Source organism: Curvibacter delicatus NBRC 14919, assembly GCF_001592265.1.
Taxonomy (GTDB): domain Bacteria; phylum Pseudomonadota; class Gammaproteobacteria; order Burkholderiales; family Burkholderiaceae_C; genus Hylemonella; species Hylemonella delicata.
In genome coordinates this window covers 12,191-31,549 of sequence record NZ_BCWP01000036.1, presented here as the reverse complement: position 1 = coordinate 31,549, position 19,359 = coordinate 12,191, and the positions used below count along the sequence as shown (strand labels likewise).

Below are 19,359 nucleotides of genomic sequence, written 5' to 3'. Positions count from 1 at the left end.
AACACAAAAATGGGGGTGTGTACGAAGTGCGGTCAAAACCGTATCCCGTACACTGCGCGGCCGCCATCTCTGGTCTGCCGCTTGGATCGAAATTGAGCGCAATTTTTTTGTTTTCAAGAGTTGTTTTGCCATGAATATTTTTCGTCGTCCGGTATTGAAATCGCTGCTGCTGGCTTTATCTCTGCCCGCCGCCTTGTTGGCCCAGGCCCAGCCGGCCCCCATCAAGATTGCGATGATCGAAGGCCTGAGCGGCCCGTTTGCCAACACCGGCGAGGCGGTCTACCGCAATCTGGCGTGGGCGGCCGAGCGCGTCAATGCGCGTGGCGGCATCAAGCTGCCGGCCGCCGCCGGCGGCAACCGCCCGCTGGCCATCGAACGCTATGACAGCAAGGGCCAGAACGAAGAGGCCCTGGCTGCGCTGCGCGCCGCCATCGACGATGGCGCCCGCTTTGTGGCGCAAGGCAATTCCTCAGCCACGGCGGCGGTGCTGATCGATGCCATCAACAAGCACAACGAACGCGAGCCGGGCAAGCGCGTGATCTTCCTCAACTACGCGGCGGTCGATCCGATCCTGACCAACGAGAAGTGCAGCTTCTGGCATTTTCGCTTCGACGCCCATGCCGACATGCGCATGGCGGCGCTGATGGAGGTGCTGAAGGATGACAAGGCCGTCAAGAGCGCCTACCTGATCGGCCAGGACTACAGCTTCGGCCAGGCGGTGGCGCGCGAAGCACGGCGCCAGCTGGGCCAGCAGCGGCCCGATGTGCAGATCGTCGGCGATGAGCTGCACCCGATGGGGCGCGTCAAGGACTTCATGCCCTATGCGGCCAAGATCAAGGCCAGCGGCGCGCAGGCGGTGATCACCGGCAACTGGGGCAACGACCTGACGCTGCTGGTGAAGGCGGCGCGTGAAGCCGGTTACGAGGGCAAGTTCTACACCTTCTACGGCAATGCGCTGGGGGCACCGGCTGCGCTGGGTGAGGCCGGCGTCGGCCGTGTGATTGCCGTGGCCGACTGGCTGCCCAATGCGCCAGGCAAGGACAGCGAGGCGTTCTACCAGTCCTTCCGCCAGCGCTTCCCGAAGCCGGCCGACGACTACGTGCACATGCGCATGCAGCTGCTGGTGGAGTCGCTGGCGCAGGCGATCGAGCGCGCTGGCTCACTGCAGGCCGTGGACGTGGCCGGTCAGCTGGAAAAAGCCAACGTGACGCTAAACGGCCAGCGCGGCACCATGCGCGCGCTGGACCACCAGTTCCAGCAACAGCTGATGGTCGGCCTGATGGAGCGCCAGGGCGCCGCCGGTGTGAAGTTCGACGTTGAAGGTTCGGGTTACGGCTTTCGCGTCATCAAGGTCCTGCCGGCCGCGCGTGCCGAGCAGCCCAGCAGCTGCAAAATGCAGCGTCCCTGATTTTTTTGAAATTACTTCATGCGTGACGTCATCCGCCAGCTGCAGGAATCGAAAATCCGTGAGGTGGCCAATGCCGGCCTGGGCCGCCCCGACGTGCTGGCCTTCTGGTTCGGCGAGGGCGACGAGGTCACGCCGGACTTCATTCGCCAGGCGGCCATCGAGTCGCTGCAGAAGGGCGAAACCTTTTATGCCCACAACCTGGGCCTGCCCGAGCTGCGTGAGGCCATTGCCGCACACATGAGCGCTCACCATGGGCCGATCGGTGTCGAGCGCATTGCCGTCACCTCCGGCGGCGTGAGTGCGCTGATGCTGGCCATGCAGGCGCTGGTGGCTGCCGGCGATGAGGTGGTGGTGGTCACGCCCGTGTGGCCCAACCTGACGGCGCAGCCGGTCATCATGGGGGCACGCCTGACCTGCGTGCCGCTCCAGCCGGTCGACGGCGCCTGGACGCTGGACCTAGACCGCCTGCTGGCGGCCGTGACGCCGGCCACCAAGGTGCTGATCCTCAACGCGCCCAACAACCCGACCGGCTGGACGCTGACGCGCGCCGAGCAGCAGCGCATCCTGGACCATTGCCGCCGCACCGGCACCTGGATCGTCGCCGACGAGGTGTACTCGCAGCTGTACTACGAGCCTAGTTCAAATGGCTGTGCGCCGAGTTTTCTGGATGTGGCGGCAGCGGACGATCGCTTGATCATGGTGCACAGCTTCTCCAAGAGTTTCCTCATGACCGGCTGGCGCCTGGGCTGGCTGGTGCTGCCGCCTGCCCTGACGCACGACATGGGCAAGCTGATCGAGTTCAACACCTCGTGCGCCAGCGTCTTCACCCAGCGCGCCGCCGTGATGGCGCTGCAGCGGGCCGCAGAGGTGACGCCGCGGGTGGTGGCGCAGCTCAAGGCCGGTCGCGACACCCTGCTGCCGCTGCTGCAGGCCGTGCCCGGCGTGCAGGTGGCCACGCCGGCGGGCGGCATGTACGCATTTTTCCGGCTGGACGGCTACCCGGATTCGCTGGCCACGGCCAAGCGCCTGGTGCTGGAGGCCGGCCTGGGCCTGGCACCGGGTGAGGCTTTTGCCCCGGAGGCGCAGGGCTGGCTGCGCTGGTGTTTTGCCTCCCGCGACCCGCAGCGGCTGGTGCAAGGGGTAGAGCGCCTCAAGACCTGGCTCGCTGCTCAGTAGGCTTCTCACATCGTGGGATGCCGCCGAACCGGCTTTGCCGGGCGGCTGGCATCGCCCCTTGCAGGGGGTGGCGGAGCGACACGAAGTGCGCGCAGCCTGGGGTGAGCTATAATTTCATGGTTCTGCAACGGGTTAACCGGTGCGGAGCGCACGTCAGCAGCAGTTCCAGCCGCTGACGCAAGTTGAAAACCCGGGACGTCACAGCCAGAGGGCTGGTGCCGCCCACATCTCAGGAAGAATGAAATGATCGCATCCAGCATCAAAGCTGAAGTTGTTAAAGCCAACGCCCGCAGCGCCACCGACACCGGTAGCCCGGAAGTCCAGGTCGCCCTGCTGACCGCTCGCATCAACGAACTCACCCCCCACTTCAAGACCCACGCCAAGGATCACCACGGCCGTCGTGGTCTGCTGCGCATGGTGAGCCGTCGTCGCAAGCTGCTCGACTACCTCAAGGGCAAGGATGCCGACCGTTACACCGCGCTGATCACCAAGCTGGGTCTGCGTAAGTAATCGCCAGAAACATGACGAAGCGCCTGAGTTAGTTCACTAGCTCAGGCGCTTTGTACTTCGGAGAAGGTAAAAACAGAGCGAAGCTGTGTCATTCCAGAGAAATTTGAGTCCAATGGCCGACTTTCTCTGGAATGGCATCGTGTTCTGTGTTGCTGACTCCGGGCCAAAGGTGAGGTGGCCTTTACCTCCCGAATTGATAGGAGAGACACATGAGCATGTTCAATAAAGTCACGAAGACCTTCCAGTGGGGCCAGCACTCGGTCACCATGGAAACCGGTGAAATCGCCCGCCAGTCCGGCGGTGCCGTGATCGTCAACATCGATGACACCGTGGTGCTGGCCACCGTGGTGGCGTCCAAGAGCGCCAAGCCCGGCCAGGACTTCTTCCCCCTGACGGTCGACTACATTGAGAAGACCTACGCCGCCGGCAAGATCCCCGGCAGCTTCTTCAAGCGCGAAGGCCGCCCGAGCGAACTCGAGACGCTGACCTCCCGTCTGATCGACCGCCCGATCCGCCCGCTGTTCCCCGAAGGTTTCTTCAATGAAGTGCAGGTCGTGATCCACACCCTGTCGCTGAACCCGGAAGTCGACGCCGATATCGCGGCCATGATCGCCACCAGTGCGGCTCTGTCCATCAGCGGCATTCCGTTCAACGGCCCGATCGGCGCTGCCCGCGTCGGTTACATCAACGGTGAATACGTCCTGAACCCGGGCCAGACCCAGCGCAAGGACAGCCAGATGGATCTGGTGGTCGCCGGTACCGAAGCCGCCGTGCTGATGGTGGAATCCGAAGCCCAGCAGCTGTCGGAAGAGATCATGCTGGGTGCCGTGGTGTTCGGCCACGAGCAGGGCAACATCGCCATCAACGCCATCCACGAGCTGGTGCGCGACGCCGGCAAGCCGGCCTGGGACTGGCAAGCGCCGGCCAAGGACGAAGCCCTGATCGCCAAGGTCAATGCGCTGGCTGAAGAGAAGCTGCGCGCCGCCTACCAGATCCGCAACAAGCAGGCCCGCACCCACGCTTGCCGCGAAGCCTATGCTGTCGTGATGGCCGACCTGAAAGAGTCCGGCGTCGAGTTCGACAGCGTCAAGGTCGAAGGCATGCTGTTCGACATCGAAGCGCGCATCGTGCGCGGTCAGATCCTGGCCGGCGAGCCGCGCATCGACGGTCGCGACACGCGCACCGTGCGTCCGATCGAAATCCGCAACAGCGTGCTGCCCCGTACCCACGGTTCGGCCCTGTTCACCCGCGGTGAAACCCAGGCCCTGGTGGTCACCACGCTCGGTACCGAGCGTGATGCCCAGCGCATCGACGCCCTGGCCGGCGAGTTCGAAGACCGCTTCATGCTGCACTACAACATGCCTCCCTTCGCCACCGGCGAAACCGGTCGCGTGGGCACGCCGAAGCGCCGCGAAATCGGCCACGGCCGTCTGGCCAAGCGCGCCCTGGTGGCCTGCCTGCCGAACAAGGAAGACTTCCCCTACACCATGCGTGTGGTGTCCGAGATCACCGAATCGAACGGTTCCTCCTCGATGGCATCGGTGTGCGGCGGCTGCCTGTCGCTGATGGACGCCGGCGTGCCGATGAAGGCCCACGTGGCCGGCATTGCCATGGGCCTGATCAAGGAAGACAACCGCTTCGCCGTGCTGACCGACATCCTGGGTGACGAAGACCACCTGGGCGACATGGACTTCAAGGTGGCCGGTACCACCAACGGCATCACCGCGCTGCAGATGGACATCAAGATCCAGGGCATCACCAAGGAAATCATGCAGGTCGCGCTGGCCCAGGCCAAGGAAGCCCGCATGCACATCCTGGGCAAGATGCAGGAAGCCATGGGCGAAGCCAAGACCGAGGTGAGCAACTTCGCGCCGCGCCTGTACACCATGAAGATCAACCCCGAGAAGATCCGTGACGTGATCGGCAAGGGCGGCGCCGTGATCCGCGCGCTGACCGAAGAGACCGGCACCCAGATCGACATCGCGGAAGACGGCACCATCACCATCGCCTCCACCGACGGCGCCAAGGCCGACGAGGCCAAGCGCCGCATCGCCGAGATCACGGCCGAAGTGGAAATTGGCAAGGTCTACGAAGGCCCGATCACCAAGATCCTGGACTTCGGTGCCCTGGTCAACCTGCTGCCCGGCAAGGACGGCCTGCTGCACATCAGCCAGATCGCCCACGAGCGCGTCGAGAAGGTCTCCGACTACCTGTCCGAAGGCCAGATCGTCAAGGTCAAGGTGCTGGAGACTGACGAGAAGGGCCGCGTCAAGCTGTCCATGAAGGCGCTGCTGGACCGTCCCGCCCAAGGCGGCGAGCAGGCCTGATCCGTCTTTCACTTTGCTATTGAATCGATAGCGCCTTGCGCAATCAGCGCAAGGGCTATCGACATAAATGATCATGAAAGCAGTCGAAATCACATCCTACGGTGCACCCGAGGTGCTGCGTCTGGGCGAGCGCCCGGACCCGGTGCCGGCGGCCGGCGAGTTGCTGATCCGCGTGGCGGCTAGCGGCATCAACCGGCCCGACGTGTTCCAGCGCACCGGCAACTATCCCGTCCCGCCGGGGGCTTCCGACATTCCCGGCCTCGAAGTGGCGGGTGAGGTCGTGGGTGGCGATGCCAAAGAGCTGGCGAAAGCCGGTCTCAAGCTGGGCGACCGCGTTTGCGCGCTGGTCGCTGGCGGTGGCTACGCCGAGTTGTGCACGGCGCCGATTGCGCAGTGCCTGCCATACCCGAAAGGCCTGAGCGATGTCGAGGCGGCCTCGCTGCCTGAGACCTTCTTCACGGTCTGGAGCAATGTGTTCGACCGCGGCCGCCTGCAGAAGGGCGAAACCCTGCTGATCCAGGGCGGCTCCAGCGGCATCGGCGTCACCGCCATCCAGCTGGCCAAGGCCATGGGTGCGACGGTGATCGTGACCGCTGGCAGCGACGACAAGTGCGCCGCCTGCCTCAAGCTCGGTGCCGACCATGCCATCAACTACAAGACGCAGGACTTCAAGGACGAGGTCAAGCGCCTGACGGACGGCAAGGGTGTGGACGTCATTCTCGACATGGTGGGCGGCAGCTACGTCGCGCGCGAGGTCGAATGCCTGGCCGAGGACGGCCGCATCGTGATCATCGCGGTGCAGGGCGGTACCAAGAGCGAGTTCAATGCCGGCCTGGTGTTGCGCAAGCGCCTGACCATCACGGGCTCCACGCTGCGCCCGCGCCCGGTGGCTTTCAAGGCCGCCATCGCCCAGGCCTGCCTGAAGCACGCCTGGCCGCTGATTGAAAACGGCAGCATCAAACCCGTGATCCACAGCACCTGGAAGGCCGTGGATCCGAGCGAGCCGACCGGCAGCGGCGCCGCCAAGGCGCACGCGCTGATGGAATCCAACCAGCACATCGGCAAGATCGTGCTGACCTGGGAGACAAAATGAGCAAGAAGAAGCTGATCGCCGGCAACTGGAAGATGAACGGCAGCCTGGCGGCCAACCAGGCCCTGCTCAAGGGTATCCTCTCCGGCCTGAAAGACCCGGCCTGTGACATCGCGGTCTGCGTGCCGGCACCTTACTTCGCACAGTGCCAGGCTTTGCTGGCCACCAGCCCTGTGGAGCTGGGCGCACAGGATATGTCGCAGCACGAGATTGGAGCCTACACCGGTGAGGTGTCGGTGGCCATGCTGAAGGACTTCGGCGTGCGCTACGCCATCGTCGGTCACTCGGAGCGCCGCCAATACCATGGTGAAACCGATGCCGTGGTGGCAGCCAAGGCGCAGCGCGCCCTGGCCAACGGCGTGACGCCCATCGTCTGCGTGGGCGAGACACTGGCCGAGCGTGAAGCCGGCAAGACCGAGGAAGTGGTCAAGCGGCAACTGGCCGCGGTGATCCATCTGAATGGCCATTGCATCAGCGAGATCGTGGTGGCCTACGAGCCGGTGTGGGCCATCGGCACCGGCAAGACCGCCACGCCGGAGCAGGCGCAAGCCGTGCATGCCGTGCTGCGGGCGCAGCTGAAAGCCGCCACGCCGCAGGCCGAGCGCATAAACATCCTCTATGGCGGCAGCATGAATGCCGCCAACGCAGAGCAGCTGCTGGCTCAGCCCGATATCGACGGCGGCCTCATTGGCGGTGCCTCGCTCAAGGCCCCGGACTTTTTGACCATCATTGCTGCAGCCCGCTGATAGCGGACGCAGATTGCTACGAATTTAGGAGTAAACATGAGTCTCGTATTGACCATCCTCTTGGCGGTCCAACTGCTGTCGGCACTGGCCATGATCGGCCTGATCCTGATCCAGCACGGCAAGGGCGCCGACATGGGCGCGGCCTTCGGCAGCGGCAGCTCGGGCAGCCTGTTCGGTGCCAGCGGCAGCGCCAACTTCCTGTCGCGCACCACGGCCGTGCTGGCCACGGTGTTCTTCGTCTGCACCCTGGCGCTGGCCTACTTCGGCAATGCGCGTCCGGCGAGTTCGGGCAGCGTGCTGGAGCGCGCTGCCGTCACCGCGCCGGCAGCGGAAGGCGCGGCTGGTACGGCCACGCAAATTCCGGGCAGCCAGGCACCCGCAGCCCCGGTGCCGTCTGCACCGGCCACCTCGGGCGCAGGGCAGATTCCGTCGAAGTAATTTCTCTGATGTTGACCCGCATCAACCGGGAGGCGGGTCAAATTCAGGGTAAACTCTAGGGCTGTCGGGAAAGCGCAATCCTCATGCAATTCTGACGCCTGAGACAAGCCGTCGTGGTGAAATTGGTAGACACGCTATCTTGAGGGGGTAGTGGCGAAAGCTGTGCGAGTTCGAGTCTCGCCGACGGCACCATAAACAGACCTGTTGGATCCAGTCCGGCGGGCTAAACGGTGATCAGAATCTCAAGATGAACCTCGATCAGTACCTTCCCGTTCTCCTGTTCATCTTGGTCGGCATCGCGGTAGGTATCCTGCCCCAGGTGCTCGGCTATGTCCTGGGGCCGAACCGGCCCGATGCGGCAAAAAACTCCCCCTACGAGTGTGGTTTCGAGGCGTTCGAAGACGCGCGCATGAAGTTCGACGTGCGCTACTACCTCGTGGCCATCCTTTTCATTCTGTTCGATCTGGAAATCGCGTTCCTCTTCCCGTGGGCGGTTGCGCTCAAAGAGGTGGGGGCGGTCGGCTTCTGGGCGGCGGTGGTGTTCCTGGGCATTCTGGTCGTGGGTTTCATCTACGAGTGGAAAAAAGGCGCCCTGGACTGGGAATAGAACTAAGCAGATTTCAAGAGGGCTGATGCCATGATTGAAGGCGTGATGAAAGAGGGCTTTATCACCACCAGTTACGACACGGTGGTGAACTGGGCCAAAACCGGCTCGCTCTGGCCCATGACCTTCGGTCTGGCCTGCTGCGCGGTCGAGATGATGCATGCGGCCGCGGCGCGCTACGACATCGGCCGTTTCGGCGCCGAGGTGTTCCGCGCCAGCCCGCGCCAGTCCGACCTGATGATCGTGGCCGGCACGCTGTGCAACAAGATGGCGCCGGCCCTGCGCAAGGTCTACGACCAGATGAGCGAGCCGCGTTGGGTCATCTCCATGGGTTCCTGTGCCAACGGTGGCGGCTACTACCACTACAGCTACTCGGTGGTGCGCGGTTGTGACCGCATCGTGCCGGTGGATGTTTATGTGCCAGGCTGCCCCCCCACGGCGGAAGCGCTGATCTACGGCATCATCCAGCTGCAGCAAAAAATTCGCCGCACGCAAACCATTGCGCGCGTCTGAGGAATCACAGATGACTGCTATTGCTGTAAATCCCGAGGCTCTCAAGGACACAGTTGCCGCCGCTTTGGGCGGCAAGGTGCGTCGTATCGATGTCTGGCAGGACGAGGTCACGGTGGAGGTGGCGGCTGCCGACTATCTGGCGGCGGCGCAGATTCTGCGCGATGCCCCCGGTTGCCGCTTTGAGCAACTGATTGACCTCTGTGGTGTCGACTATTCCGCCTATGGTGATGGTGTGTGGGAGGGTCAACGCTTCGCCGTCGTCTCCCATCTGCTGTCCGTCAGCCTGAACCAGCGCGTGCGCCTGAAGGTGTTCGCCGCTGACGATGATTTCCCGGTGGTGGACTCTGTCACGGGCATCTGGCGTGCCGCCAACTGGTATGAGCGCGAGGCCTTCGACCTGTACGGCATCGTGTTCGAAGGGCATGACGACCTGCGCCGCATCCTGACCGACTACGGTTTCATCGGCCACCCCTTCCGCAAGGATTTCCCGCTCAGCGGCCATGTCGAGATGCGTTATGACGCCGAGCAGCAGCGCGTGGTCTACCAGCCGGTGAGCATCGAGCCGCGCGAAATCACGCCGCGCATCATCCGTGAAGACAACTACGGAGGCCTGAACTGACCATGGCCGAAATCAAGAACTACACCCTGAACTTCGGTCCGCAGCACCCGGCCGCGCACGGCGTGCTGCGTCTGGTGCTCGAGCTCGACGGTGAAGTGGTCCAGCGCGCCGACCCGCACATCGGCCTGCTGCACCGTGCCACCGAAAAGCTGGCCGAGAGCAAGACCTACATCCAGTCGCTGCCTTACATGGACCGTCTCGACTACGTGTCGATGATGTGCAACGAGCAGGCCTACTGCCTGGCCATCGAGAAGCTGCTGGGCATCGAGGTGCCGCTGCGCGCCAAGTACATCCGCACCATGTTCGGCGAGATCACGCGCCTGCTCAATCACCTGATGTGGCTGGGTTCGCACGGCAACGACTGCGGCAGCTCGACCATCCTGATCTACACCTTCCGCGAACGCGAAGACCTGTTCGACATGTACGAAGCGGTGTCCGGTGCGCGCATGCACGCGGCCTACTTCCGTCCGGGCGGCGTCTACCGCGACCTGCCGGACACCATGCCGCAGTACCAGGCCAGCAAGATCCGCAACGCCAAGGCGATGGCCGAACTCAATGCCAACCGCCAGGGTTCACTGCTCGACTTCATCGACGACTTCACGCAGCGTTTCCCCAAGTGCGTGGACGAGTACGAAACCCTGCTGACTGACAACCGCATCTGGAAGCAGCGTACCGTGGGCATCGGCGTCGTGACGGCCGAGCGTGCCATGAACCTGGGCATGACCGGCCCCATGCTGCGTGGCTCCGGCGTGGCCTGGGACCTGCGCAAACAGCAGCCCTACGATGCCTACGACCGTGTCGAGTTCGACATTCCGGTTGGCAAGACTGGCGACAGCTACGACCGTTACCTGGTGCGCGTGCAGGAGATGCGCGAGTCCAACCGCATCATCAAGCAGTGCGTGGATTGGTTGCGTGCCAACCCCGGTCCGGTCATCACCGACAACCACAAGGTGGCACCGCCGGCACGCGAGGCCATGAAGTCCAACATGGAAGAGCTGATCCACCACTTCAAGCTCTTCACCGAAGGCATGCGTGTGCCCGAAGGCGAGGCCTATGCCGCCGTCGAGCATCCGAAGGGCGAGTTCGGCATCTACCTCGTGAGCGACGGTGCCAACAAGCCCTATCGCCTCAAGATCCGCGCCCCGGGCTTTGCCCATCTGGCAGCGCTGGACGAGCTGGCCCGCGGCCACATGCTGGCCGACGCCGTGGCCATCATCGGCACCCTGGACATCGTGTTTGGAGAGATTGATCGATGATCTCTGATTCCATCAAAGCGCGCTTCGCCAAAGAAGTCGCCAAATACCCGGCTGAGCAGAAGCAGTCTGCCGTCATGGCCTGCTTGTCCATCGTGCAGCAGGAGCTTGGGCACGTGAGTGCCGACAGCGAGGCTGAGATCGCTGCCTATCTCGAGATGGCGCCGATGGCCGTGCACGAGGTGACGACTTTCTACAACATGTACAACCAGCAGCCGGTGGGCAAGTACAAGCTCAACGTGTGCACCAACCTGCCGTGCCAGCTGCGCGACGGCGCCAGGGCGCTCAAGCACCTGGAGCACAAGCTGGGCATCGCCATGGGCGAGACCACGGCCGATGGCCTGTTCACGCTGCAGCAGAGTGAATGCCTGGGTGCCTGTGCCGATTCGCCGGTGATGCTGGTGAACGACCGCACCATGTGCAGCTTCATGTCGAATGACAAGCTCGATCAGCTGATCGATGGTCTGAAGTCTGCGGAGACCAAATGATGTCGGCTGAAAAAATCCTGTCCCAGTTTGCCGCCACCGGCGTGCAGACCTGCTTCCACGACCGTCACATCAATCCGCAGATCTACGCCGGCCTGAACGGTTCCAACTGGAGCCTGGAAGATTACGAAGCGCGTGGCGGCTACCAGGCCTTGCGCAAGATCCTCGGCAAGGATGGCGGCGAGGGTCTCACACAAGACCAGGTGATCGCCACCGTCAAGGAGTCTTCCTTGCGCGGCCGCGGCGGCGCCGGGTTCCCCACCGGCCTGAAGTGGAGCTTCATGCCGCGCCAGTTCCCGGGCCAGAAGTACCTGGTGTGCAACTCCGACGAGGGTGAGCCGGGTACCTGCAAGGACCGCGACATCCTGATGTACAACCCGCACATCGTGATCGAAGGCATGGCCATCGCGGCCTACGCCATGGGCATCACGGTCGGCTACAACTACATCCACGGCGAGATCTTCCAAGTCTACGAACGCTTCGAGGCCGCGCTGGAAGAAGCGCGTGCTGCCGGCCTGCTGGGCAACAACATTCTGGGCAGCAACTTCAGCTTCCAGCTGCATGCGCACCACGGCTTTGGTGCCTACATCTGCGGCGAAGAGACCGCGCTGCTGGAGTCGCTCGAAGGCAAGAAGGGCCAGCCGCGCTTCAAGCCGCCGTTCCCTGCCAGCTTCGGCCTGTACGGCAAGCCCACCACCATCAACAACACCGAGACCTTCGCTGCGGTGCCCTGGATCATCCGCAACGGCGGCCAGGCCTACCTGGAGTGCGGCAAGCCGAACAACGGCGGCACCAAGATCTTCTCGATCAGCGGTGACGTCGAGCGTCCGGGCAACTACGAGATCCCCATGGGCACGCCCTTTGCCAAGCTGCTGGAGCTGGCCGGTGGCGTGCGCGGCGGTCGCCAGTTGAAGGCGGTGATTCCCGGTGGTTCCTCGGCGCCGGTGCTGCCGGCCAACATCATCATGGAATGCACCATGGATTACGACTCCATTGCCAAGGCTGGCTCCATGCTGGGCTCGGGCGCGGTGATCGTGATGGACGAGACCCGTTGCATGGTCAAGTCGCTGCAGCGCCTAAGCTACTTCTACATGCACGAGTCCTGCGGCCAGTGCACGCCCTGCCGCGAAGGCACGGGCTGGCTGTCGCGTGTGGTCGACCGCATCGAGAACGGCCAGGGTCGCCCCGAAGACATGGACCTACTGGACAACGTGGCGGAAAACATCCAAGGCCGCACCATTTGCGCGCTGGGCGATGCAGCGGCGATGCCGGTGCGCGCCATGATCAAGCATTTCCGACATGAATTCGAACACCACGTGGCCCACAAGACCTGCATGGTCCCGGCCTACGTCTGAGCCCCATACCCGAGTACACGAACATGGTTGAAATCGAACTCGACGGCAAGAAGGTAGAGGTTGTGGAAGGCAGCATGGTCATGCATGCGGCCGAAAAAGCCGGCACCTACATTCCGCATTTCTGCTACCACAAGAAGCTCAGCATTGCGGCCAACTGCCGCATGTGTCTGGTCGATGTGGAAAAGGCGCCCAAGCCGATGCCGGCCTGCGCCACGCCGGTGACGCAGGGCATGATCGTGCGCACCAAGAGCGACAAGGCGGTCAAGGCGCAGAAGTCGGTGATGGAGTTCCTGCTGATCAACCACCCGCTGGACTGCCCGATCTGCGACCAGGGTGGCGAGTGTCAGTTGCAGGACCTGGCCGTCGGCTACGGTGCGTCTTCCTCCCGCTACGAAGAGGAAAAGCGCGTCGTGTTCCACAAGGATGTCGGCCCGTTGATCTCGATGGAAGAGATGAGCCGTTGCATTCACTGCACCCGCTGCGTGCGCTTCGGCCAGGAAGTGGCCGGCGTCATGGAGCTGGGCATGTCGCACCGCGGCGAGCATTCCGAAATCGAGACCTTCGTCGGTCACTCGGTGGATTCCGAACTGTCCGGCAACATGATCGACATCTGCCCGGTCGGCGCGCTGACCAGCAAGCCGTTCCGTTACCAGGCCCGCACCTGGGAGCTGAGCCGCCGCAAGTCGGTCAGTCCGCACGACTCCACCGGTGCCAACCTGATCGTGCAGGTCAAGAACAACAAGGTCATGCGCGTTGTGCCGCTGGAAAACGAGGCGGTCAATGAATGCTGGATCGCCGACCGCGATCGTTTCTCCTATGAAGCGCTGGACGGCCAGGATCGTCTGACCCAGCCCATGATCAAGCACGGCGGCGAGTGGAAAACCGTCGACTGGCAGACCGCGCTGGAATACGTGACCAAGAGCTTCAAACACATCCAGGCCGAGCATGGTGCCAACAGCATTGGTGCCTTGGTCAGCCCGCACAGCACGGTGGAAGAGCTGTACCTGGCCGGCGCGCTGGTGCGCGGTCTGGGGAGCGACAACATCGACCACCGTCTGCGCCATGCCGAGTTCGGCAAGGGCGAAGGCGTTCGCTGGCTCGGGACCTCGATTGAATCCCTGACGCAACTCCAGCGTGTGCTGGTGGTTGGCTCCAACCTGCGCAAGGACCATCCGCTGTTTGCCCAGCGCATTCGCCAGGCGGTGCGCCATGGTGCTGCCGTCAATGCCATCACTTCGAAGGCCTTGTTCAAGGATGCCGATGCCTGGGCCATGCGCGTGGCCAACGCTGTCGTGACCGACGCTTCGGCCTGGGGCCAGGTGCTGGCCGATGTGGCGGCTGCGATCGCTGCCGAAAAGGGCGTAAGTGCACCGGCTACCGGCCAGGCCACTGCACAAGCGCAGGCCATCGCCAAGTCGCTGCTCGGTGGCGAACGCAAGGCCGTGTTGCTGGGCAACGCCGCTGCGCACCATGCACAGGCTTCCAGCCTGCTGGCACTGGCCAACTGGATTGCCGCACAGACCGGCGCTACGGTGGGCTACCTCACCGAAGCAGCCAACACCGTGGGCGCCCAGTGGATGAAGGTCCAGCCGCAAGCCGGTGGTTTGACAGCAGGTCAGATGCTGGCGGGTGGCCTCAAGGCCGCCATCCTGCTCAACACCGAACCCGAGTTCGACTCCGCTGCCGGCCAGAAGGCGGCCGAGGGTCTGGGCAAGGTTGACACGGTGGTGACCTTGAGCCCGTTCAAGACCAACCTGGCTTTCAGCGATGTGCTGTTGCCCATCGCACCGTTCACCGAGACCTCGGGCAGTTTCGCCAACGCCGAAGGCCGACTGCAGAGTTTCCATGCCGTGGTCAAACCGCTGGGTGAGACGCGTCCGGCCTGGAAGGTGCTGCGCGTGCTGGGCAACCTGCTCGGCTTGCCGGGCTTCGAGTTCGAAAGTTCGCAAGAGGTGCTGGCCGCCGCGACGGCCACGGCGCCGGCACTCAACAACGCCACACAAGCGGCCATCACACTGGCTGCTTCGACCACCGAACCGGTGGTGGCATCCATCTACCAACTGGACGGCCTGGTCCGTCGTGCGCCGTCGCTACAGCTGACGGCCGATGCGCGTGCTGTGCGTGAAGAAGGGGTGGCAGCATGATCGATGCGCTGTACAACGGAGGCCTGAACCTGCTGGCCGCCAACTGGTGGACGGCCATGGCCTGGCCGGTCATCTGGATTCTGCTCAAGATCGTGGTGGTGCTCGCGCCGCTGATGGGGGCGGTGGCTTACCTGACGCTGTGGGAGCGCAAGCTGCTGGGCTTCATGCAGGTGCGTTACGGACCCAACCGCGTCGGCCCCATGGGCCTGCTGCAGCCGATTGCCGACGCGCTCAAGCTGCTGACCAAGGAAATCATCCAGCCGAGCGCGGCTGCCAAGGGCCTGTTCGTGCTCGGCCCGATCATGGCCATCATGCCGGCGCTGGCCGCCTGGGTGGCGATTCCCTTCGGCCCCGACGTGGCGCTGACCAACATCAACGCCGGCCTGCTGCTGATCATGGCCATCACCTCGATCGAGGTCTACGGCGTCATCATTGCCGGCTGGGCCTCCAACTCCAAGTACGCCTTCCTCGGTGCGCTGCGTGCTTCGGCGCAGATGGTGAGCTACGAGATCGCCATGGGCTTCTGCTTCCTGGTGGTGCTGATGGTGTCGGGCAGCATGAACCTGACCGACATCGTGCAAGGGCAGGGCAAGGGTTACTTCAGCGACATGGGCCTGAACTTCCTGTCCTGGAACTGGCTGCCGTTGCTGCCGATCTTCATGGTCTACCTGATCTCCGGCGTGGCCGAGACCAATCGCCACCCCTTCGACGTGGTGGAAGGCGAAGCCGAGATCGTGGCCGGCCACATGGTCGAGTACTCGGGCATGGGCTTTGCCATCTTCTTCCTGGCCGAGTACGCCAGCATGTGGCTGGTCTCCATTCTGGCGGTGATCATGTTCCTCGGCGGCTGGATGTCGCCGATCGACAGCGCATTGCTCAACTGGATTCCGGGCTGGATCTGGCTGGGTGCCAAGACCTTCGTTGTGGTCTCGATGTTCATCTGGATCCGCGCGACCTTCCCGCGCTTCCGTTATGACCAGATCATGCGTCTGGGCTGGAAGATCTTCATCCCGGTCACCCTGGTGTGGCTGCTCATCGTCGGCATCTGGATGCAGACGCCGTGGAATATCTGGAACTAAGCGGGTCAAGACATGTCTGCCATCGCTGCTTCAACTTTCTCTTTCAAAGACTTCATCAAGAGCTTCATGCTGGTGGAGCTCTTCAAGGGCATGGCCCTGACCGGACGCTACGCCTTCCGCCGCAAGGTCACGGTGCAGTTCCCGGAAGAAAAAACACCGCTGTCGCCGCGTTTTCGCGGTCTGCATGCGCTGCGCCGTTATGACAACGGCGAGGAGCGCTGCATTGCCTGCAAGCTGTGCGAAGCGGTCTGCCCGGCCATGGCGATCACCATCGAGTCCGATGTGCGCGCCGACGGCAGCCGTCGCACCACGCGCTACGACATTGACCTGACCAAATGCATCTTCTGCGGCTTCTGTGAAGAAAGCTGCCCGGTCGACTCGATTGTCGAGACCAGCATCTTTGAATACCACGGCGAAAAGCGCGGCGACCTGTATTTCACCAAGGACATGCTGCTGGCCGTGGGCGACCGCTATGAGAACGAGATCGCAGCCTCCAAGGCGGCTGATGCCAAATATCGTTAACACCCGCTGAAGACCGTCGCACAGAACCTCACAAAGATCGACCCATGGACGTCAAGACCGGTTTCTTTTATCTGTTCTCGTTGGTGCTGCTGTTTGCAGCCTTCCGGGTCATCACGGCGCGCAATCCTGTGCATGCCGTGCTCTTTCTCATGCTGTCCTTCTCGCAGGCGTCGGCCATCTGGCTGCTGCTGAAGGCCGAGTTTCTGGCCATCACGCTGGTGCTGGTCTATCTCGGTGCGGTGATGGTGCTCTTCCTGTTCGTGGTCATGATGCTCGACATCAAGATTGACGCGCTGCGCCAGGGCTTCTGGCGGCACTTCCCCCTGGCAGCTTTGCTGGGGGCCGTGGTGGTGCTGGAGATGGCCGCCGTGCTGATGGCGGGGTTCCGCGTGTCCGAGGAGCCGCGCGTGGCCCAGGTCATCGGTCAGCCGCTGCTGGAAGTCTCCAACACCAAGGATTTGGGCAAGCTGCTCTACACCCAGTATGTCTACCCGGTGCAGGTGGCTGCGGTCATCCTGCTGGTGGCCATGATTGCGGCCATCGCCCTGACCTTGCGTGCCCGCAAGGACAGCAAAGCCATTGATCCATCTGAGCAGGTGCGCGTGCGTGCCAGCGATCGTCTGCAGATCGTCAAGCTCGATCCCACACGCCCGGCACCGGCTGCCGAGGCAGCGCCTGAGGAGAACAAGGCATGACCCTGACCCTGACACTCGGACATTACCTCACGCTCGGCGCCATGTTGTTTGCGCTGGCCGTGGTGGGCATCTTCCTGAATCGCAAGAATCTGATCGTGCTGCTGATGGCCATCGAGCTCATGCTGCTGGCGGTCAACCTGAACTTCGTGGCCTTCTCCCACTACCTGGGCGACATGCATGGCCAGGTGTTCGTGTTCTTCATTCTCACCGTGGCAGCTGCCGAGTCGGCCATCGGCCTGGCCATCCTGGTGCTGCTGTTCCGCAACAAGTCCAGCATCAATGTGGACGAACTCAACACGCTCAAGGGCTGAACCCGCCGGTTCATCAAGGTACTAGAAGATGAGTCAAACCCTTTCTGCATCCACCCTGCTGGCCGTGCCGCTGGCACCGCTGGTCGGTTCCGTTCTGGCCGGTGTCCTTGGTACCAAGTTCGGCGGCAACTGGATCGGCCGTCGCCTGTCGCACTCGCTCACCATTCTGGGTGTTCTGCTGGCCTTCATCCTCTCGGCCATGACGCTCAAGAGCGTGGCCATGGACGGCGCCCGCTTCAACGAGACGCTCTACACCTGGATGGTGGTCGGCGGCCTGAAAATGGAGGTCGGCTTCATGGTCGACGGCCTGACCGCCATGATGATGTGTGTGGTGACCTTCGTGTCGCTGATGGTGCACATCTACACCATCGGCTACATGGAAGAGGACGAGGGCTACAACCGCTTCTTCGCCTACATCTCGCTGTTCACCTTCTCCATGCTCATGCTGGTCATGAGCAACAACCTGCTGCAGCTGTTCTTCGGCTGGGAAGCGGTGGGCCTGGTGTCCTACCTGCTGATCGGTTTCTGGTTCAACAAGCCGACCGCCATCTTTGCCAACATGAAGGCCTTCCTGGTCAACCGTGTCGGCGACTTCGGCTTCATCCTCGGCATTGGCCTGATCGCGGCCTACGCCGGCACGCTGAACTACAACGAGGTCTTCGGCAAGGCGGCCCAACTCGGCGCCATTGAGTTCCCCTGGTACATCCTGGGCCAGGATGCCATGTTGATCACCGTGATCTGCATCTGCCTGTTCATCGGTGCTATGGGCAAGTCGGCCCAGTTCCCGCTGCACGTCTGGCTGCCTGACTCGATGGAAGGCCCGACCCCGATCTCCGCCCTGATCCACGCTGCCACCATGGTGACGGCCGGCATCTTCATGGTCGCGCGCATGTCGCCGCTGTTCGAGTTGAGCGACACCGCCCTGAGCTTCATCATGGTGATCGGTTCCATCACGGCGCTGTTCATGGGCTTCCTGGGCATCATCCAGAATGACATCAAACGCGTGGTGGCCTACTCCACGCTGTCGCAGCTGGGCTACATGACGGTGGCACTGGGTGCTTCGGCCTACTCGGTGGCCGTGTTCCACCTGATGACGCACGCCTTCTTCAAGGCATTGCTGTTCCTCGGCGCCGGCTCGGTCATCATGGGCATGCACCACAACCAGGACATCCGCTGGATGGGCGGCGTGCGCAAGTACATGCCCATTACCTGGATCACCTCGCTGCTGGGCTCGCTGGCCCTGATCGGCACGCCGCTGTTCTCCGGTTTCTATTCCAAGGACAGCATCATCGAAGCCGTGCACGAAAGCCATCTGTGGGGTGCTGGCTTTGCCAACTTTGCGGTGCTGGCCGGTGTTTTCGTGACTGCTTTCTATTCCTTCCGCATGTATTTCCTGGTGTTCCACGGCAAGGAGCGCTACGACCAGAACCCGGATGCGCACCATGACGACCATGGCCACGGTCATGACGACCATCACGAGCCGCACGAGTCGCCCTGGGTGGTGACGGTGCCGCTGGTGCTGCTGGCCATTCCTTCGGTGGTGATCGGTTACATGACGATCCAGCCCATGCTGTTCGGCGAGTTCTTCAAGGACGCGATCTTTGTCGATGCGGCCAAGCACCCCGTGATGCAGGAACTGGCGGAGGCCTTCCATGGCCCGGTGGCCATGGCGCTGCATGCCTTCAGTACGGCGCCGTTCTGGCTGGCGCTGGCCGGTGTGGTCTGCGCCTACTACATGTACATGATCAATCCGGCCCTGCCGGCGGCCATCAAGCGTGCCGCCCAACCGATCTACACCTTGCTGGAAAACAAGTACTACATGGACTGGATCAACGAGAACATCCTGGCCCGTGGTGCGCGCCTGTTGGGCACCGGCTTGTGGAAGGGGGGCGACCAGGCCTTGATTGACGGTGCCGTGATCAACGGTTCCTGGAAGCTCGTGGGCTGGGTGGCCGGCACGGTGCGCTGGGTGCAGTCCGGTTATCTGTACCACTATGCCCTGGCCATGATTGTTGGCGTTCTGGTGCTCATGTCCTGGTTTGTGACATGGCCCATGGTTGTTGAGTGGCTCAGCCGATAAGGAG

General features: G+C 62.9%; 19 protein-coding genes and 1 tRNA gene. All 20 read left to right on the top strand.

Translation table 11 applies throughout. From position 1 onward, the window contains the following. Positions 1-130: 130 nt before the first annotated feature. The 20 genes from CDE01S_RS14830 (at position 131) to nuoL (ending at position 19,355) form a co-directional block, all read left to right on the top strand. Positions 131-1,408, top strand: coding sequence for a branched-chain amino acid ABC transporter substrate-binding protein (locus tag CDE01S_RS14830; protein WP_066709223.1), 1,278 nt, complete (start codon positions 131-133; stop codon positions 1,406-1,408). Between the two features lie 18 nt (positions 1,409-1,426). Continuing rightward, positions 1,427-2,584, top strand: coding sequence for a pyridoxal phosphate-dependent aminotransferase (locus CDE01S_RS14825; protein WP_066709221.1), 1,158 nt, complete (start codon positions 1,427-1,429; stop codon positions 2,582-2,584). Positions 2,585-2,827: 243 nt separating this feature from the next. Next, positions 2,828-3,094 (top strand): 30S ribosomal protein S15, encoded by a 267-nt coding sequence (gene rpsO, locus CDE01S_RS14820; protein ID WP_066709211.1) that lies wholly within the window; start codon positions 2,828-2,830, stop codon positions 3,092-3,094. A 209-nt stretch (positions 3,095-3,303) separates the two neighbouring features. Continuing rightward, on the top strand, positions 3,304-5,421 hold the full coding sequence (gene pnp / locus CDE01S_RS14815) for a polyribonucleotide nucleotidyltransferase (protein WP_066709208.1): 2,118 nt from the start codon (positions 3,304-3,306) through the stop codon (positions 5,419-5,421). 73 nt (positions 5,422-5,494) lie between these two features. Beyond that, positions 5,495-6,514 (top strand): NAD(P)H-quinone oxidoreductase, encoded by a 1,020-nt coding sequence (locus CDE01S_RS14810; protein ID WP_066709232.1) that lies wholly within the window; start codon positions 5,495-5,497, stop codon positions 6,512-6,514. Then, positions 6,511-7,257, top strand: a complete 747-nt coding sequence (gene tpiA, locus CDE01S_RS14805; RefSeq protein ID WP_066709204.1) for a triose-phosphate isomerase — start codon at positions 6,511-6,513, stop codon at positions 7,255-7,257. Before CDE01S_RS14810 ends, tpiA begins: the two co-directional genes overlap by 4 nt. A gap of 36 nt (positions 7,258-7,293) precedes the next feature. Then, on the top strand, positions 7,294-7,695 hold the full coding sequence (secG, locus tag CDE01S_RS14800; protein ID WP_066709201.1) for a preprotein translocase subunit SecG: 402 nt from the start codon (positions 7,294-7,296) through the stop codon (positions 7,693-7,695). Between the two features lie 107 nt (positions 7,696-7,802). Further along, positions 7,803-7,887: transfer RNA gene (locus CDE01S_RS14795), tRNA-Leu, on the top strand. Between the two features lie 55 nt (positions 7,888-7,942). Further along, entirely contained in the window at positions 7,943-8,302 is a 360-nt protein-coding gene (locus CDE01S_RS14790; protein WP_066709199.1) for an NADH-quinone oxidoreductase subunit A, read from the top strand. A 30-nt stretch (positions 8,303-8,332) separates the two neighbouring features. Continuing rightward, on the top strand, positions 8,333-8,812 hold the full coding sequence (locus tag CDE01S_RS14785; RefSeq protein WP_066709197.1) for a NuoB/complex I 20 kDa subunit family protein: 480 nt from the start codon (positions 8,333-8,335) through the stop codon (positions 8,810-8,812). A gap of 10 nt (positions 8,813-8,822) precedes the next feature. After that, positions 8,823-9,431: an NADH-quinone oxidoreductase subunit C gene (locus tag CDE01S_RS14780; RefSeq protein WP_066709195.1), complete on the top strand. Its 609-nt coding sequence runs from the start codon at positions 8,823-8,825 to the stop codon at positions 9,429-9,431. Positions 9,432-9,433: 2 nt separating this feature from the next. Next, positions 9,434-10,687, top strand: coding sequence for an NADH-quinone oxidoreductase subunit D (locus tag CDE01S_RS14775; RefSeq protein ID WP_066709192.1), 1,254 nt, complete (start codon positions 9,434-9,436; stop codon positions 10,685-10,687). Beyond that, positions 10,684-11,172 carry an NADH-quinone oxidoreductase subunit NuoE gene (gene nuoE, locus CDE01S_RS14770; RefSeq protein WP_066709189.1) on the top strand — a complete coding sequence of 163 codons (489 nt, stop codon included), beginning with the start codon at positions 10,684-10,686 and terminating at the stop codon, positions 11,170-11,172. The genes CDE01S_RS14775 and nuoE overlap by 4 nt, the downstream gene beginning before the upstream one ends. After that, the gene (nuoF, locus tag CDE01S_RS14765; protein ID WP_066709186.1) at positions 11,169-12,524 is read left to right on the top strand and encodes an NADH-quinone oxidoreductase subunit NuoF; all 1,356 of its coding nucleotides are present in this window, start codon (positions 11,169-11,171) and stop codon (positions 12,522-12,524) included. The genes nuoE and nuoF overlap by 4 nt, the downstream gene beginning before the upstream one ends. 23 nt (positions 12,525-12,547) lie before the next feature. Next, a complete protein-coding gene (gene nuoG / locus CDE01S_RS14760) occupies positions 12,548-14,668 on the top strand; it encodes an NADH-quinone oxidoreductase subunit NuoG (protein ID WP_066709184.1) in 2,121 nt (706 codons plus the stop codon). Then, on the top strand, positions 14,665-15,747 hold the full coding sequence (gene nuoH, locus CDE01S_RS14755; protein WP_066709181.1) for an NADH-quinone oxidoreductase subunit NuoH: 1,083 nt from the start codon (positions 14,665-14,667) through the stop codon (positions 15,745-15,747). The genes nuoG and nuoH overlap by 4 nt, the downstream gene beginning before the upstream one ends. Before the next feature lie 12 nt (positions 15,748-15,759). Then, on the top strand, positions 15,760-16,269 hold the full coding sequence (nuoI, locus tag CDE01S_RS14750; RefSeq protein WP_066709178.1) for an NADH-quinone oxidoreductase subunit NuoI: 510 nt from the start codon (positions 15,760-15,762) through the stop codon (positions 16,267-16,269). A gap of 44 nt (positions 16,270-16,313) precedes the next feature. Then, on the top strand, positions 16,314-16,964 hold the full coding sequence (locus tag CDE01S_RS14745; RefSeq protein WP_066709175.1) for an NADH-quinone oxidoreductase subunit J: 651 nt from the start codon (positions 16,314-16,316) through the stop codon (positions 16,962-16,964). 2 nt (positions 16,965-16,966) lie between these two features. Continuing rightward, positions 16,967-17,275 (top strand): NADH-quinone oxidoreductase subunit NuoK, encoded by a 309-nt coding sequence (gene nuoK, locus CDE01S_RS14740; RefSeq protein WP_066709229.1) that lies wholly within the window; start codon positions 16,967-16,969, stop codon positions 17,273-17,275. A 28-nt stretch (positions 17,276-17,303) separates the two neighbouring features. Beyond that, positions 17,304-19,355, top strand: coding sequence for an NADH-quinone oxidoreductase subunit L (nuoL, locus tag CDE01S_RS14735; RefSeq protein WP_066709172.1), 2,052 nt, complete (start codon positions 17,304-17,306; stop codon positions 19,353-19,355). Positions 19,356-19,359 lie beyond the last annotated feature (4 nt).

Bases quoted from the DNA above. Each gene is read 5' to 3' on its own strand.
- nuoH (WP_066709181.1), top strand. From the start codon at position 14,665: ATGATCGATGCGCTGTACAACGGAGGCCTGAACCTGCTGGCCGCCAAC.
- nuoG (WP_066709184.1), top strand. From the start codon at position 12,548: ATGGTTGAAATCGAACTCGACGGCAAGAAGGTAGAGGTTGTGGAAGGC.
- CDE01S_RS14790 (WP_066709199.1), top strand. From the start codon at position 7,943: ATGAACCTCGATCAGTACCTTCCCGTTCTCCTGTTCATCTTGGTCGGC.
- CDE01S_RS14825 (WP_066709221.1), top strand. From the start codon at position 1,427: ATGCGTGACGTCATCCGCCAGCTGCAGGAATCGAAAATCCGTGAGGTG.
- nuoI (WP_066709178.1), top strand. From the start codon at position 15,760: ATGTCTGCCATCGCTGCTTCAACTTTCTCTTTCAAAGACTTCATCAAG.
- nuoF (WP_066709186.1), top strand. From the start codon at position 11,169: ATGATGTCGGCTGAAAAAATCCTGTCCCAGTTTGCCGCCACCGGCGTG.
- tpiA (WP_066709204.1), top strand. From the start codon at position 6,511: ATGAGCAAGAAGAAGCTGATCGCCGGCAACTGGAAGATGAACGGCAGC.
- nuoL (WP_066709172.1), top strand. From the start codon at position 17,304: ATGAGTCAAACCCTTTCTGCATCCACCCTGCTGGCCGTGCCGCTGGCA.
- CDE01S_RS14780 (WP_066709195.1), top strand. From the start codon at position 8,823: ATGACTGCTATTGCTGTAAATCCCGAGGCTCTCAAGGACACAGTTGCC.
- nuoE (WP_066709189.1), top strand. From the start codon at position 10,684: ATGATCTCTGATTCCATCAAAGCGCGCTTCGCCAAAGAAGTCGCCAAA.
- secG (WP_066709201.1), top strand. From the start codon at position 7,294: ATGAGTCTCGTATTGACCATCCTCTTGGCGGTCCAACTGCTGTCGGCA.
- CDE01S_RS14745 (WP_066709175.1), top strand. From the start codon at position 16,314: ATGGACGTCAAGACCGGTTTCTTTTATCTGTTCTCGTTGGTGCTGCTG.
- CDE01S_RS14810 (WP_066709232.1), top strand. From the start codon at position 5,495: ATGAAAGCAGTCGAAATCACATCCTACGGTGCACCCGAGGTGCTGCGT.
- CDE01S_RS14785 (WP_066709197.1), top strand. From the start codon at position 8,333: ATGATTGAAGGCGTGATGAAAGAGGGCTTTATCACCACCAGTTACGAC.
- CDE01S_RS14830 (WP_066709223.1), top strand. From the start codon at position 131: ATGAATATTTTTCGTCGTCCGGTATTGAAATCGCTGCTGCTGGCTTTA.
- pnp (WP_066709208.1), top strand. From the start codon at position 3,304: ATGAGCATGTTCAATAAAGTCACGAAGACCTTCCAGTGGGGCCAGCAC.
- rpsO (WP_066709211.1), top strand. From the start codon at position 2,828: ATGATCGCATCCAGCATCAAAGCTGAAGTTGTTAAAGCCAACGCCCGC.
- CDE01S_RS14775 (WP_066709192.1), top strand. From the start codon at position 9,434: ATGGCCGAAATCAAGAACTACACCCTGAACTTCGGTCCGCAGCACCCG.